Annotated in this window: 13 protein-coding genes; 11 read left to right on the top strand and 2 right to left on the bottom strand. The window is 36.9% G+C overall.

The annotated features are described in order from the left end of the window. Positions 1-267 precede the first annotated feature (267 nt). From VZF35_RS05645 to VZF35_RS05625, 5 genes are all read left to right on the top strand, one after another. Positions 268-813 carry a CinA family protein gene (locus VZF35_RS05645; protein ID WP_407311788.1) on the top strand — a complete coding sequence of 182 codons (546 nt, stop codon included), beginning with the start codon at positions 268-270 and terminating at the stop codon, positions 811-813. Between the two features lie 1,000 nt (positions 814-1,813). Next, positions 1,814-2,116 carry a hypothetical protein gene (locus VZF35_RS05640; protein ID WP_407311786.1) on the top strand — a complete coding sequence of 101 codons (303 nt, stop codon included), beginning with the start codon at positions 1,814-1,816 and terminating at the stop codon, positions 2,114-2,116. A gap of 277 nt (positions 2,117-2,393) precedes the next feature. Further along, positions 2,394-2,768: a hypothetical protein gene (locus VZF35_RS05635; protein WP_407311784.1), complete on the top strand. Its 375-nt coding sequence runs from the start codon at positions 2,394-2,396 to the stop codon at positions 2,766-2,768. A gap of 156 nt (positions 2,769-2,924) precedes the next feature. Beyond that, positions 2,925-3,077, top strand: a complete 153-nt coding sequence (locus VZF35_RS05630; RefSeq protein WP_407311782.1) for a tyrosine-type recombinase/integrase — start codon at positions 2,925-2,927, stop codon at positions 3,075-3,077. Next, positions 3,070-3,249: a hypothetical protein gene (locus VZF35_RS05625; RefSeq protein WP_407311780.1), complete on the top strand. Its 180-nt coding sequence runs from the start codon at positions 3,070-3,072 to the stop codon at positions 3,247-3,249. The genes VZF35_RS05630 and VZF35_RS05625 overlap by 8 nt, the downstream gene beginning before the upstream one ends. A 101-nt stretch (positions 3,250-3,350) precedes the next feature. Here VZF35_RS05625 and VZF35_RS05620 read toward each other — a convergent pair whose 3' ends face one another. Beyond that, positions 3,351-3,575 carry a small acid-soluble spore protein Tlp gene (locus VZF35_RS05620; protein ID WP_407314474.1) on the bottom strand — a complete coding sequence of 75 codons (225 nt, stop codon included), beginning with the start codon at positions 3,573-3,575 and terminating at the stop codon, positions 3,351-3,353. Positions 3,576-3,909: 334 nt separating this feature from the next. Between VZF35_RS05620 and VZF35_RS05615 the strand changes: the two genes are divergently transcribed. From VZF35_RS05615 to VZF35_RS05605, 3 genes are all read left to right on the top strand, one after another. After that, positions 3,910-4,425, top strand: coding sequence for a protein kinase domain-containing protein (locus tag VZF35_RS05615; RefSeq protein WP_407311778.1), 516 nt, complete (start codon positions 3,910-3,912; stop codon positions 4,423-4,425). A 401-nt stretch (positions 4,426-4,826) separates the two neighbouring features. After that, a complete protein-coding gene (locus tag VZF35_RS05610) occupies positions 4,827-5,768 on the top strand; it encodes an L-lactate dehydrogenase (RefSeq protein ID WP_407311776.1) in 942 nt (313 codons plus the stop codon). Between the two features lie 299 nt (positions 5,769-6,067). After that, positions 6,068-6,859, top strand: a complete 792-nt coding sequence (locus VZF35_RS05605) for a hypothetical protein (RefSeq protein ID WP_407311774.1) — start codon at positions 6,068-6,070, stop codon at positions 6,857-6,859. Between the two features lie 156 nt (positions 6,860-7,015). Here VZF35_RS05605 and VZF35_RS05600 read toward each other — a convergent pair whose 3' ends face one another. After that, complete coding sequence (locus VZF35_RS05600; RefSeq protein WP_407306410.1) at positions 7,016-8,251, bottom strand: IS4 family transposase; 1,236 nt, start codon at positions 8,249-8,251, stop codon at positions 7,016-7,018. Positions 8,252-8,785: 534 nt separating this feature from the next. On the opposite strand from VZF35_RS05600, the gene VZF35_RS05595 reads away from it, so the two are divergent. The 3 genes from VZF35_RS05595 (at position 8,786) to VZF35_RS05585 (ending at position 15,503) form a co-directional block, all read left to right on the top strand. After that, positions 8,786-8,986, top strand: a complete 201-nt coding sequence (locus tag VZF35_RS05595; RefSeq protein WP_407311772.1) for a YwbE family protein — start codon at positions 8,786-8,788, stop codon at positions 8,984-8,986. 302 nt (positions 8,987-9,288) lie between these two features. Continuing rightward, positions 9,289-14,832, top strand: coding sequence for a DUF4011 domain-containing protein (locus tag VZF35_RS05590; RefSeq protein ID WP_407311770.1), 5,544 nt, complete (start codon positions 9,289-9,291; stop codon positions 14,830-14,832). Then, on the top strand, positions 14,829-15,503 hold the full coding sequence (locus VZF35_RS05585) for an EF-Tu/IF-2/RF-3 family GTPase (RefSeq protein WP_407311768.1): 675 nt from the start codon (positions 14,829-14,831) through the stop codon (positions 15,501-15,503). The genes VZF35_RS05590 and VZF35_RS05585 overlap by 4 nt, the downstream gene beginning before the upstream one ends. Positions 15,504-15,506 lie beyond the last annotated feature (3 nt).

Raw genomic sequence — 15,506 nt, 5'->3', positions numbered from 1 at the left:
AACCGAGAAATCGGGAGGAGCGTTCAACTTTCTGCGTCGTCTTGCAGCCGTAAGGCTTCAAGAGAAAGGCTGGTACGAGCCGTGTAAATCGAGAGGTTTATGCACGGTTCTGTAGGAGGCTGGAGGTGAAATTCCTCCGGCCTACCTGGCGAGTAGCGAGTCTTCAAACGAAGGGCTCTTTCGAAGGTGGGATAGGGTTTGCGGGATGCTGGGTGACATTTTAGATAATATTTTTGCTTTTCACATCTTCTAGGAGGCAGAGTTATAATGAGTGCAGAAAGACTTGTAGAGCTACTTAAAGAGTTGTCTGCAACAATCACAACCGTTGAGAGTTGTACAGGAGGATATATCATTTCCACGATTACAGATGTAGAAGGAGCATCGGATATCACACCAGGAGGTTATGTTACGTATTCAAATCATCAAAAATTAGCTATTGGAATTCCTGAAGATATTATTGAAAAATACGGTGTTTATAGCTATGAGTGCGCAAAGGCTATGGCAGTAGCAGGTCAGAAGAATACCCAAGCTGATTTTAGTATTGGAGTAACTGGTACTTTTACAAATATCGATTTAAATAATGAAGGTAGCGAACCAGGGGTTGTCTATTTCTCAATCGTATTTAAAGCTGAGCAAGCAACGGCTGGAAAAATTAATGTACCAATAATGAAGAGGTCTGATCAAAAACAATTTGTCACAGAAATCGTACTGAAAAGAGTGTTGGATGTTCTTGAATCTATACATAAGGCACTATTAAATTTGAACGTAAAAATTAAACACCACACCGGAACGTTTGATGGCCTAAGGGTATAAATACCTACGTTCAAAATTAACCATAACTTCCTAATGCTTTTAAAACTTAAACTTGTTATAATGAAATTCCTTCAAACCTGCGATGTGCGAAGATTTAATTTGGTTTTGATCCTATTTAAAGTTTCGGGAATTTGAAAAACTTACTGATTAGGTCAGGCCTCCACTGCTAGAGGAAGACTAAAAACACCCACCTGCGAGAGCGGGGTTAATAAACGGCTTTGCGGGAAAATATGAAATATAATAATCCAGGGCGTGTTAACATGCTCTGGACTTTTTACTTATATAGGCAAAAACAGGAAGCGTTGATATATTCATTCTTGCATTATATAGCAAATTTAGAGGAATTTTCGAGCCAAAGAGATAAGGTATTTTAAAACTGAAGGTAATTGGTAATAAAAAAATCTCAAGATGGAATAGATAAGAGTTTCGAGATTGATTACCAGCCGTCAAACTCCCGTTTGACAGTAACTACGCAAAACTAGTTGCTGTTCCCTCTAAGCTCAAGAAGAAATAGCCGCCTCGATTTAAAGGATAGCTGGTTGTCGAATGGCGAGTGTTGTATGTGGGGGGCAGCGAAGGTGGTCGTTCTGCCAAGGGAATGTTGGTGGCAAAATTAAAGGGCCTGTTCCCACCACGAAGTCCACGACAAAGTTGTGCTGATCACAAGCCGTATTGGCTACATAGGCGAAGCACTTCTTGTGTTCTCCTTTATGGAACAGCCCGCTTTCCGGGTCCACTTGGCTTTGTAAATCTGATGAAGTATAAAGACGAATTGGTCTTTAGCAGTTCATAGAGATTAGTCAATTTAATAGGATCTATGATTTTAGGGTAGGGGAAGGTGTATTCTTCTTTAGCAATAATTAGACACTTATAGAGGACAATCCGAAAGGTCATTGAAATCTATAATCAGTGGCGGCAAAATTCATACAGAGGCTAAATTGCTGAGGCAAAGCTGGAAAGGGAAAAGTTAACCGAGTTAGATAATGAGCGCATAGCAAAGTTGGATGAGGAAATTGAGAAACTCATCAAACAAGAACGGGTACTCTTTTTAATAGAAGAAAAAGGTTACTCAGACCATAATCTTATAAAAACTGAACACGAAGAACTAGTTAAAAAGTTGACTCAACTTCAAACGGAACGATCTGATTGGATGGCTGAACTCAATAAACGAGATACACGAATGGTTAGGGCTGCGGAACTTGAAGCCGAACTTGGGGCACAAGGAGGTAACCTCACGGAATTCAATGATAACTTATTCAGCAAGATTATCGAAAAAATAATAGTTAAGAAAGGAACAAATTAATATTTCACTTGAAAAATGGCCTTGCAATCGAGGACAGAAAAACCCTGGTTATTAAAATATTTACGGTTACCCAGATCCTTCTCAAACTGCTCTCGATTATTAGTGTGGCGACCCCCTTAAAAAAAATCACTAGCTCGTAAGAATTATATGAAATAGTTAAGAAAAAGCTTGAGAAATGAAGAAAGAACGCAGATCCGTAACATGATTGGACAAAAGGAAACATGAAGAAGATGCGGATCATTTAATATCGCCGTCTTGATTACGTGGAGGTGTAATAGTGCCAAACGTAACAGCTATTTGTTATTTTTTCTCTTTATTATTCTATGGAATGGGATATTCGAAAATGTTGGTCCTTAATACAGGACATATGAATACTTATGACTATACTATTTATGTATCTCTAGCAACGGTTTATTTTGTTTTAACAATCTTTTTAGCTGTAACCGGATCTCTTTACCTCTACGTTAAGAATATTAAAGATCAAGGAACTATTGAAATAGATGACATCGAATTTAGACTTAAAGCGGGCAGGGGATCGGATGATAGAAGACGAGCGAGCATACCTGTGGTAAAAGCCCAATTATCACAGTCCGAGTACGGTGTGGATCTGGAGGAAGTCTTCCTAAGCTCCCCATATGGGGGCGTGGATTGAAACCTATAATTTTCCTGTCGATTGTCTCTTTCTTTTGGTCGCCCCTCGTGCGGCGCATGGAATTGAAACTATGTTTTCAATCCATGCGCCATTGCATCATATCGCACATTTTAAAGGGAGATGGAACCTTTGCGATAGAAAACTAAAGATCGAGTTTTGGCAAAAAGTGGTTTACACCATATCAGGTTACACGATCTTCGACATGGTGTTGCATCAATACTTATTGAACAAGGTCATCCAGTAACTCTTGTCGCGGCAACCCTTGGACAAACCCTTTCAACCACCGCCAAAACATATAGTCATGAATGAGGAGGGAAAAGAGCAGTTTCTTATTCAGGAAAATATCCAAGACGGTCTTGTCGCCCTAACACAGCAGGAATCACGGTCAATGAAAATCACAATAGATTTTCTTCGGAGGCTTGATGAGATTTACCCAATTGTTTCTAGTACGCTGGCAAGGTTCCTCAATAAGTTCTTTTAATTTTGTGACATAATATTTCAAATCTTCCTATAACGGAAAAAGCAGCCTCTTCCCATAATGGAAGGGCTGCGTGTGAATATAACGCAGATAAAATGATACTCTTACCGTTGAGCTTCGTCTTTTTTTTCCTTTATCTGATCTTTAATGCTTGCTTCGCGGCGAACATTTTTAGCTTCAATAGCATGCCTCTCATCATCTGAAATCTCATCTGCATGCTCATCTAAGTAATGCTCCGATTCCCGTAAATTAGCAAAAGTGTGGTCAATAGAATCCTGGAGGCGCTCCTCATTATCCGACCGATCATCCGGTTTGGCCAAAGTTATCACTCCTATCAAATCATTACAGCCTTTTTAGGATGACCTAAACCGGATAATGCTATACAATCAATATTCACCCTAATATCGCCTCGCCCGTTCCCAGATGGGGGAAGGGTGTAACTGGCTTGATAAAGAGGAACTGTGGCGGTTTAGGAATGTTCTGGGTGGGATGAGGTTGTAAATCAATATCGTGGCAAGATTGAGGGTTCTCCCCTATACTCAGTGAGTGTAGGTCACTTTTTTGTTCTCAATTTACTATTTCGCCATATTTCGCCGGCAATTTGTAATATAGTCGTCGGTAAGGACAACGATCTTGCAATGTAAGTAATAGGAGTTGATTTTAATGTTAAAATCAGGGGAGATTGTTGAATTTGATAGAAAAAAGCAATTTAGATATATAAGACCACTTGGTGATGGTGGAACAGGTGATACACATATGTTTGAGAATGAAACCACAGATATGTTATTTGCATTTAAAAAGTATATTCCTAAAAATTCAGACTATGTTAATGAATATTACTTACGATTCGTAGATGAAATAAAGATTTTTTTTAAGATATCACATCATAACATAGTTAGAGTATATAATTACTATTTATACCCTGAGTGGAAAACTGAATATTTGCAGATGGAATATGTTAATGGGGTGTCAATCGATAAATATGAGCCAGATGGTTGGGGAAAACAGTGGCATGATATTTTTATAGAAGTAGTATCTGCATTTGATTATTTAGAATCAAATAGTATTCTACATAGAGATATACGTCCAGTGAAGAATCAATGTTTATTGGGGGGTAGACATCAAATACGGATTTTGCACACCTATTTAATAAAGTCTATAACTAAAGAATCGGTCTAATAATTAGGTAACACTTAAAATATGACCTAGGCATTTACGCCTGGGTCATTAATAAATTTTGTCAATTTTTAATGGATCAAAGACATCTATTCTCGGCTCTAATCGGGAACATATTACCTTCGTTAATTTGCAATTTTAACTGTACCGCAGTGTTACAAATAATAAGCATTGAGCATTGGGAGCAGGCATGTACTTACAGATGCCCTGCATCATAAGAAGTATAAAAGTCCTAATTGTGTGTATGATAGCCATTAGGAAGTGAAATTGCTGGAATTGAATCAGATTTATAGTATTGAGTATGCCCGTATTCATACATGACAAAGCTTTCCGAATAGTGAATGTGACTACCTTCAACGGTATACCTAATTTACAACTATATAAGAAAGGACTACTATTTTATTATGAATTCGACTAAGGTTGTAATTATAGGAAGTGGATTTGTCGGATCAAGTATTGCATATGCTACTTTAATTCAAGGCCTAAGTACTGAATTGATACTAATTGATTCTAACAAAGAAAAAGCAAAAGGAGAGGTTATGGATTTAAGCCACGGCCTCCCTTTTACTAGTCCGATGGAGATTAGAGCAGGCGAATATGAAGATTGCCTTGGGGCAAATGTTATCGTGATCACTGCAGGGGCAAGTCAAAAGCCTGGTGAAACTCGTCTTGATCTAACCCAAAGAAATGTGAACATACTTCGAACAATATTGGAGCAAATATTAAAGGTAGAACGGCATGCCATTCTTCTAATAGTATCAAATCCTGTAGATATTTTAACAACTATTGCGAGAACTTATCCCGAGTTTGAAGCACATAGAGTTATCGGTTCGGGAACAGTTTTAGACACGGCCCGTTTTCGTTATATTCTTAGCCGGCATTGCCAAATTAGTCCTGCAAATATTCATGCATATGTTGTAGGGGAACATGGAGATTCAGAGGTTCCATTATTTAGTTCAGTCAATGTGGCTGGAACACCTTTCGGAGTACTATGCAATGAGTGTAATAGAACCTGTGAAATTAATTTTCAGGAAAGGGTAATATCCGAAGTGCGAAGGGCAGCTTACGAAATAATCAATCGAAAGGGGGCCACATATTATGGTATCGGTTTGAGTTGTACGCGGATCTTGAGAGCTATTTTACACGATGAGCGAAGCGTGTTAACTGTTTCGGCCTTGCTTGATGATGAGTACAAGAAGTTAGGAGTAGCACTCAGTATACCAAGTATTATTGGTAAAGAGGGTATACTGAGACGGTTACCATTAAATATGAATGAGATTGAAAAGGAACAATTTTTAAACTCTGTTGAGATTTTACGAGAATCCCTTTTTAAAATTAAAAGTTAATATAGGACTGTATTAAGTTTTAATGTTTTGAAGTTTATTACTAGCGATAAATTTATAGGACTTTAGTTTCCCGAACCTATATGTATGTGTTTTCAAACCCGACAAATCAAGCACTCCAGGCACGTTGATATTACTTCAATGACATTCAATTCATCAACACCAACCCACGTTGGTGTTACTTCATTGAAATTATTTATTTCTTAGATTAGAGAATACTTCTAAATATGTACGGCTTAAATATCTATAAATATAAAAGTAAGTAGTACATATTTGAGGAGAAGATGAAATTGATAAAGTCAATGACTTGCTGGGGAAGAAATAAAATTGGGCAGTGCCCTTTCTATACTATTGAAAGAAAAAGTGAAGATATCGAACTCGCAAAATTGTGTCTAAGTAACCTATCCAAAATACAAGCAAAACTAGATAAATGTATTGAGAGCAATAATATAGAAGTGGTATTGAGATTTAGAGAAGACTATTTAGATAGTTCATATTGGAATGTGGTTAAAGACAAAGAGCTCAATAAAATAATCAGTAGTGGTAAGGATATTCAGATTCCTTCACTATCAGAGTGTAAGTTGAGCACAAATGTATGCAAAATCGCTTTGGAGAGCAAGGATAATGCTTTCGGAAAGTTAAGTGAGGAAATTGATTCTAGAATAAAGCAATACAATGATGATCTAGCGATAATAAAGAAAGTACAAATTTATTGTTCTAATTATGAAGATGAAAAGTATAGAATTTTTAAGAGCGATCGAATCTATTTTAAATTCCACAGAGACAAGTACAATGCTTTAATTGCTTTATACTTCAATGTTGATAGTTTCATTAAACAAGATAGCTACTCACCAGTGGAAACAATCTTTGTCTTTTCAGGAGAGGGAGAATATCCGTTTCATAAACAAACAGTTTTACACCTTAATTATGAGGAATATGGTGGTCTTGTTCTAAGTGGAACAAAAGTTATCAAAGAAGTCGATGGAATCCAAGAACTTGGCCCTCAAGTTCACATATGTGATTTCCAATCTTACAATAGCAGAAGGGGTCATGGAACTTTTATATTAAAACACACTAGGGTTGCATTAAAATAATCTGCCCTTGTCAAGTGGAAATCAGGAAGACTTTATGTTTCTTATAACATCCTTATTTGGTACATACATCCAATAGTTTTTTCTTTCCCTGAGAAAGTTGACCACCACCTAAGAGGTAGTTCTTATCCACATTTTTACATTTATTTGTTTTGGCATTTAGAAAATCTCGATGCTAAAGAAAAGGTCATCCAACTCTCCAGAAAGTACTTGATTCAACGTTTCTAAGTAGATCCGTTCAGGATCCTGACGCTGGCGTCCCTTCGTTGGGTAACCTTTCCTGTGAAGTTTTTGCACGAAGGTGGTGAAGGGCTCGTATAAACACGTAATTAAGAGTCGTTGAATATCAAGCAAAGGACCTTGGTAGGCCGATCGATACTTGACCAACATCATCAAACAATAGGTAATTAAGGCGATAACCAATTGGTTCACAACTGCAGCTTTACTCTTACCAAACAGATGCTTAATCGTCAAATGTTGCTTGATCCATTTGAAGAAAAGTTCTATTTGCCACCTGTAGCGATAGATATCGCCGATCTCTTCAGCCGTTATGTTAAAATCGTTGGTTAAAATCATGATGGCTTTACCTTCGGTATCCTTCGTGACCACAAGCCTTAAGTCGGATTCCATTCGTTTTTTCCTTTTACCGAGACGTACGATGAGGTCTTCTTCTATGATGCTCTCTTCGTCAACCTCAAGTTCTTGTAGAACTTCAACACAGGCGTTATTTTTTAAGCGAGTGACAAAACGAATGCCGTCCCTGCAATAACGATCAAACTGCTTATACTCTAAATAGCCCCGATCAAAAACATTTAAGGCATCCTCATCCTCAACAACCAGGAATTCCAGTTGACTTTTGTCGGATTTACGAGCGACTGTAATCGTGGCTTCATCCGGTATAGGATCGCCATCAAATCGAATTCGTTGGTGGAGTTTCACCCCACCTTTCGTCTCTCTAAAGTCTGCCCATAAGTATTGGGAAAGACAAAGACTGATGGTCGAAGCATCAATTAAGTAGATGCGACCTAATGATTGACGTAAAGTCTTGAAACCCTGTTCTACGCCTAACGTTTGTACAATGCTTTTATGAATAATATCTGCGACATTGGTTGACATGTCTCTGAATCGACGAGAAATCTGAGAAGTACTAATGGAGTCCAAGTGGATGGCTTTGGCAAACGCATCTTTGTTTAAACTGTTGCTGATCTCGTCCAGACTTGTATATTCTTGTATTTCTGCATTGATCACCAGTTGGACGAGCTGAACGGTTTTTAACTTCTTAACATACTTATCGACGAACTCAACGTTTCGGCTAATTTTTCGCCAAAGATCCTGAGATAAAATGGGTCCTAACAATTGAAAAAAAGTGGATTCCGTGGTATTCTTGTCCTGCATTTTTGTTTTTCCTTATACTTAGATTTGGACAAGAACTACTCCATCTCTAATTATAAGGCTTTTTTATACCAAAAAACAGGATTTTTAGCATATTTCAGCTGTTATTAGGCAGTTTTCATGACATATCACTGTAAGACTGCACTTGACAAATCATTATATATTTCATGCAAGGCTAGTGATTAAAACATTTAGAAAATATCATAAGTGCAATAAATAATCGAATTCTTTCACTAGGTGTTAAGTATAGAGAAAAATATTACTGGATAAAACCAATAAAAGCAATAAATGGAGAAGTTGTACCAGGAGGTAATATATCCTACGAAGATTTAGTTGGGTTTTATAACAAGAATGGATTACCTACTATTGGAAAAATATATGCTAATGGTGGTTATGCAGCAAGTAGAGTAATTTATAAGAAATTGATATAGGCTGGTTTGAGGAAATTATTGTCCTTTTATAGTGATAGAGTGCATGGGGGAATATAGTTAAGGAATTAATTAAACTCGCTTAATTATAGTAGGAGGACTAAGAAGATTGGATGGCCAAATAAGAAGTAATATCCATGCTGGAATCACAGTAGATATTGTTTTAAAAGAAGACCAAAGGACAGGAAAAAGAACGCGTGGTATTGTCAAAGATATCTTAACAAACTCCCAGAAACATCCGAGGGGAATTAAAGTAAGACTTGAGGATGGGCAAATTGGAAGAGTTCAAGAAATTATAAAGACAGTTTGAAATCATTGGAGCATCTGCTGAACGAAAGCGGGTGCTTTTTAATTATGAGTAGATCTAAAAAATCCCTGAAAAATGTGGAATTGGGTATAATCAGGTGCTATCATTAGATTATAGCGAAGGAAAGATATGGCATGGCGGAGTGATTTCAATGGAATGTCTAGAAGCCAAGGTATAATGATAATATCAATACAAGACGTTAGAACTACGTATTAACTTACTTGTTACTAGATTTGGTCATAAAATTCATTTGATCATAATACTCAAATAACCTAATTAAACATAATTCTTTATGAGGTGACGACATGACTGTAATTGATATTAGAATTGACAAATGGAAAAAACGCCTACTTGATCTAGGAAAGAGAAACAGGCTTATCAATTACAGGGAGACTAAACGTTCTAATATCAAGATTGTTTCTCCTGATTTAGCAGATTTGTATATAAGTCTTGTGCATAATGGAAATGATCTGGCATTTCCATTCCCCACAGACGAAAATTATGAAGACCATGGCGATGAGTCTAATAGTTTAGTTAATAAAGGTGATCTTGAATCAAATCGCTCAATTAAAGAGCAACAGAAAACTCTGAGAAACCTAAGAGACAAAGCAAAAACTGCCATAGAAGAGCAAGGCGTAAATATTCTTTATCTCTCTTTTGGTTTTTTGAAGTGGAAGGAGAGTAGCGATTCTGAGCAAATAATAACATCACCAATAGTTCTTGTACCGGTGATACTCAAGCTAGAGTCAATATCTTCTCCATTTGTTTTAAGCCTTCATGATGATGAAATTGTGAGCAATCCTACCCTTATTTATAAATTAGAAAATGATTTCGGGATCAATCTACCTGAGTTTGATGATCATGAAGATGATATTATGGAATATCTAAGGCGTATAAATGAAATAGCGATTAAAAATCAGTGGGATGTAGCATTTGAAACTAGTTTAAGTCTCCTATCCTTCTTGAAAATTAATATGTATAAGGATTTGGATAATAATAAAGAAATAATTGAAGCCCACCCCGTAATTAAAGCATTATCAGGCGATACGTCGCATATAAAGACTCTCTCGGAGGAATACGATAATTATGACCATGATAACAAAACAAGACCAATTGATACATATCAGATAGTGGACGCAGACTCAAGCCAACAGGACGCCATTTTGTATTCAAAAAGAGGAATAAGTTTTGTTTTGCAGGGACCGCCTGGAACAGGAAAAAGCCAGACCATAACCAATATCATATCTGAGACTTTAGCAGATGGGAAAAAGGTTCTATTTGTTTCAGAAAAGCTGGCAGCTCTTGACGTAGTTCATAAGCGTCTGTCCCAGGCTGGAATGGCAGATTTCTGTCTAACTCTGCATAGTCATAAAGCCAATAAAAAAGAGGTTTTAAATGAGCTTGGTAAAACTTTATCTTTAAATAGGATTAAAGTACAAGACGAAGCGGTATATCAACTTGAGTTGCTCCAGAATCAGCGCGACAAGCTCAATCAATATAATGCCGAGTTACATACACTCTGTGAGCCACTTAATAAATCGATTTATGATATTAACGGCAAACTAGCAAAGCTTTATGAAACTCCCGACGTAATATTTTCAATCGAAGGTGTTGCCGATACTACCCCTCAAAAGTTAAATAGATATGTCTATTTACTAAATGAACTTTCAAAAACCATAGGAAAAATGAGCGAAGACTATGCGCTCAACCCTTGGAGAAGCTGCAATGTACCTAATGTATCGCACGAGCTGCGTCACGATGTAGAAACATTCCTTAGAAGATTAGTACCTAAAATAAATACACTTTCAGAAACATATGACTCTATTAATAACAGTTTAGACCTTGATAAAAAATCCTCGATTGTTGCTACAAATGAACTGATAAAAATATTAGAGCTATCAGCAAAGTCACCAAAAGTTCCAGTTAGTTGGATGTACGAAGAAGACATTTCCCCCCTTATCACGCAAGCAGAATCTTTTAGAAATCTCAAAGCGGAATATCAAAGCCTAATGAGTGAGCTTTCTTCTAAATATAATGAAGGCTATTTTGACTTGCCTGCAGGAATTATACTGCAAGAGTTTCGCTCTTCTCTTAATGATGTAAAGGAATACATAAATAATGAAACATTTTTTAGTGATTCTGAGATAATTTCCTCAGTAAAAGACGTAATCATTTTATTGGAAAACTCGATTGAGAAATTGTCTAAAGCCAAAACTGCTGGAGTGAGTATCTCAGAGAAATTTGACTTGAGGCAGCTGAATAATCTAAACTCACATATTTCAATGTATGAGTTACTTGGCTGTATGCTATCAAGGCCAAATCCGACCACAGAATGGTTTGAAGCGGATAAATTTGGTGTGGTTAAGAAACTGTCTGCCGAAACAAAAGAAATACATTGCCAGTTGGATGATGCTATAAAGTCAGTAACAAGCAGATATGATAGAGAGATTCTAACAATAGATTATTCTTCAATGCTTAAAAGATTTAAAACGGAATATACTTCGGTTTTTAGGCTGTTTAAGAAGAAATATCGATCCGACAGGAATACAATTCGAGCCCTCGCCAACGATATGCCTAAGAAGATCGATGATGCTTCGATAATATCCGTACTGAACGAACTCAAAGAAATAGCCGATAAAAATGCTTGGATTGGCGACAACAAAGAACTGATTACAACACTTCTCGGAATGCATTATATGGCTGATCACACTGACTGGGGCATACTTGAAAAGGCAATTGGTAATTTCGAATCCATCATCTCTTATTTTTCAGGTGAACAATTGCCGCAAAAGGTAAAAGAATTTTTGTTGACAGATGGAACTAATAACGCAGAGATTAAATCGCTTTATGATGCGCTATCTTTAATTACGAATAGTGATATCGTATCGTCCATCAACAAAATGTTTTCTACTTCGCTGAAAGTTAATAATCTAGAGATTACCGAATTACAACAAGTCATGGTGAATACCCTCACAGTATTTAAAATTCTTAGAGATATCTATGACAAAATGATCATGTATAGTCAACAAGGTATAACAATTGAGGAAGCTATTGAAAATATTGCCAAGCTAGATAGACTTCAGACTATAAGCCACTCTATTGATACTCAAAGTGAGAGCCTTAAAAGCAACTATGAATTTCTATTTAACGGCCTTAATACTGATTGGGATACAATTCTACATTCCCTTACTTGGTCTAGTGACTTCAAAAAGTTGATCGCAAAATATTCTCTTTCTCGATCTTTCGTAGAGAGAATTTGTTCAGATTCAATCTCAATGTCAGCAGCAACCGAGGGCATGAGTATTTTGCGACAAAAACTTAGTGACATTTCTGAAGAGTGGAATTGGTTTATAAATCTTTTTGATGATAAAGACGAGTTGCTCAATGCTGACCTTCATGCACTACTTACTAGGATTGAAAAATGCTTAAATAGTATTTATTCCTTGGAAGAGTGGATTGACTTTAGAAGCTGTAAAGAGGAATGTGAAAAAGAGGGATTGTCAGATTACATAGAAAAAATCGAAACAATGAAGATTGGCAAGTTATTAATAGTCGATGCCTTTTTAAAGCGTTTTTATAGACTCTGGCTTGATTCCGTCATTCAGAATTATCCAGCGGTTTATTCATTTCGACGCCGTAACCAGGAGGATACTATCAAGGAATTCTATAAATTGGACTTGATGCAACAAGCAATTGCACGTTCAAGAGTAAAAGAGCGTCTTGTGTCAAGATTGCCGGATTTAAACAGAGCAACAACGGCAGTTGATGAAGTTGGAGTACTGAGGCGCGAGCTCAGCAAACAGAGAAAGATTATGCCTCTGCGCAAACTGTTTAAGGCTATACCTAACCTATTACTCACCCTCAAACCATGTTTAATGATGTCCCCACTTTCTGTTAGTCTCTTTTTGGAAGCAAAAAGCTATAACTTTGATGTGATAATTTTCGATGAGGCTTCGCAAGTATGTACAGAGGATGCAATCGGAGCAATTATGAGAGGAAATCAAGTGGTCATTGCAGGGGATAGTAAGCAACTTCCTCCAACAAGTTTCTTTGCGGCTAATACATCTGACGGCGATTACGATACCTCAGATGAAGATGAGTACGATGATGCAGATGCATTTGAGTCTATTCTTGATGAATCGGTTACTGTTTTGCCAGAACGAACATTGCGATGGCATTATAGAAGCCGCCATGAACATCTGATCGCTTTCTCAAACGCAAAAATTTATAATTATGACCTCATCACTTTCCCTTCCAACATAGATAGAGTAGCGAATTATGGTGTTGAATACATCCATGTATTAGATGGTGTTTATGACAGGGGCGGCAAGAAAGATAACATTAATGAGGCTAAGAAGGTAGCTGATTTGGTGTTTGAACATATCAGGAAGTTTCCTAATCGCTCCTTGGGAGTTGTAACATTCAGCGGGGCACAACAGCAGGCTGTGGAAACCGCTATTAGGCAGATTCGTTTACAGCATAAACAGTTTGAACCTTTTTTTAGTGAGGATAGAGAAGAGTCCTTCTTTGTTAAGAACCTTGAGAATGTACAAGGGGACGAACGAGATACTATTATATTCAGCATTGGATATGCGAAAGACCATAATGGCGTAATGTATATGAATTTTGGGCCTCTCAGTAGAGACGGTGGTTATCGTCGTTTAAACGTAGCAATAACGAGAGCTAAATATAATGTCAAACTTATAGGCTCAATTCACCCTACTGATATAAAGGTTGAAAATACTAATTCAGAAGGCGTCAAGATGCTTCGTTCCTATATAGAGTTTGCTATAAATGGAGCCGAAATATTGCAAAGAGAGTTGAACTATTCAGATATCGTAGAGGTTGATTCTCCTTTTGAGGAATCAGTTTATGATTATCTTGTCAAAAGAGGTTATAGCGTGGCAACACAGGTGGGGTGTTCAGGATATCGAATTGATTTGGCGGTAAAACACCCAAAACTTAGTGGAAGATTTGTACTCGGTGTCGAGTGCGATGGTGCGACATATCACTCAGCGAGAACAGCTAGAGAACGTGACAGACTGCGTCAAACTGTGCTTGAAGATATAGGCTGGAAGATATATAGAATATGGTCAACCGATTGGATAAAAGATCCCGTATCAGAAGGGCAAAAACTTATAGAGGCAGTAGAGAAAGCTATATCAAAATATGTTGACGCTGATTTCAATGTTGGAAATGATTATGAGGATAACAAAAGCTTTGAATCTCAAGAAGAGTTTTTGACTATCGAAAGTTCAATAGAAAATGTAAGTGGTGATGAAGCATCAAGCGATAATCCTTATGGGTTTGAGTATTACGAAGAGGCGAATATTCATGAGATTGATAGGCATCCAGACGACGCAATATATCTTACCAAAGTAATTGACCACGTAATCAAAAATGAATACCCGATTCATTTTGAGCTTCTCTGTAAGAGAATTGCCTTTCTGTTTGGAAACCAAAAAGCAACTGTAAAAGTACGGAATTCAGCAGAGTTTATTATTAACAATAAGCTCTCCCCATTTGTTGACCGAAGGGGTGATTTTTGCTGGGTTAAAGGTACTAACAAGATTCCGGTACGAATCACAAAACAAAATGATACTGGACGCAAGATAAATTACATAAGCACCGAAGAACTTGCTGAAGCAATGTTTCAAATTGCCAATAAGTGCTTTGGTATTGTTCGAGACGATTTGTATGTAGCTACTGCACGCACATTTGGGTTTAATAGAACAGGAGGAAATATAACACAGGCGATGCAAAAAGCCTGCGAATACCTAATAGAAACTGGCAGGGTCAAAAATTCTGACGGAAAGATTATTATTAAAGAGAGGAGGAATGTAAATTGAGTAATAGTCTAGCTTTTAAGATGTTTGTTGAAGATATTTTTGAAATAAAGAATCGGGGTATTGTAGTAACTGGAGTTGTGAAATCAGGTTTTATTAGTTCAGGAGATGTCATTGAAGTAATTGGTAATTATAAAGAGACGGCACATGTTTTAGCTATTGAAAAGGATAGAAATATCATTAGTGAAGCTTTTGAGGGAGATTCAATTGGGCTTTTGTTAAGGAACATCTCTTGCGAACATATTGCAATTGGTGATTTATTGTTGAAATATTCAGATAAATTATCGGATTCTAATAAAGAATTTGATAAAAATATTAGTATGAGTTTGAATATAACCAAAACAGACTTTTCTGGTCTTGTAAAAAAACTAATAGCAAAAATGCGATTTAGAATTATACAATCATCAGGTAGCTATCCAAATTTTTATGCAATGCAGTGTATAAGAGATGAGGATGAAAAGTTTGCAATAGGATGCCTATTTGAGGAAAGAACTCTTTCTCGAAACGATTTGGATATGTTATATGAACTAGAAGATCGAAACTTTCTTGTATTTTCGTATGCAGATCTCCCAAAAGATAAGCTCATAGATCGTTACGGACAGGAAATTGATATCATTTGTGGAGATGAATTTGCACGAATGGTTAGCAAGTATTTGGGAATTAATATTCGATGATTG

The organism is Desulfosporosinus paludis (assembly GCF_045689965.1).
GTDB lineage: Bacteria > Bacillota > Desulfitobacteriia > Desulfitobacteriales > Desulfitobacteriaceae > Desulfosporosinus > Desulfosporosinus paludis.
This window is presented reverse-complemented; position numbering and strand designations above follow the sequence as displayed.

What these genes read in the sequence shown, in the direction of transcription:
- VZF35_RS05615 (WP_407311778.1), top strand. Translation starts at nt 3,910, where the DNA reads ATGTTAAAATCAGGGGAGATTGTTGAATTTGATAGAAAAAAGCAATTT.
- VZF35_RS05645 (WP_407311788.1), top strand. Translation starts at nt 268, where the DNA reads ATGAGTGCAGAAAGACTTGTAGAGCTACTTAAAGAGTTGTCTGCAACA.
- VZF35_RS05610 (WP_407311776.1), top strand. Translation starts at nt 4,827, where the DNA reads ATGAATTCGACTAAGGTTGTAATTATAGGAAGTGGATTTGTCGGATCA.
- VZF35_RS05590 (WP_407311770.1), top strand. Translation starts at nt 9,289, where the DNA reads ATGACTGTAATTGATATTAGAATTGACAAATGGAAAAAACGCCTACTT.
- VZF35_RS05600 (WP_407306410.1), bottom strand. Translation starts at nt 8,251, where the DNA reads ATGCAGGACAAGAATACCACGGAATCCACTTTTTTTCAATTGTTAGGA.
- VZF35_RS05625 (WP_407311780.1), top strand. Translation starts at nt 3,070, where the DNA reads ATGAATGAGGAGGGAAAAGAGCAGTTTCTTATTCAGGAAAATATCCAA.
- VZF35_RS05605 (WP_407311774.1), top strand. Translation starts at nt 6,068, where the DNA reads ATGACTTGCTGGGGAAGAAATAAAATTGGGCAGTGCCCTTTCTATACT.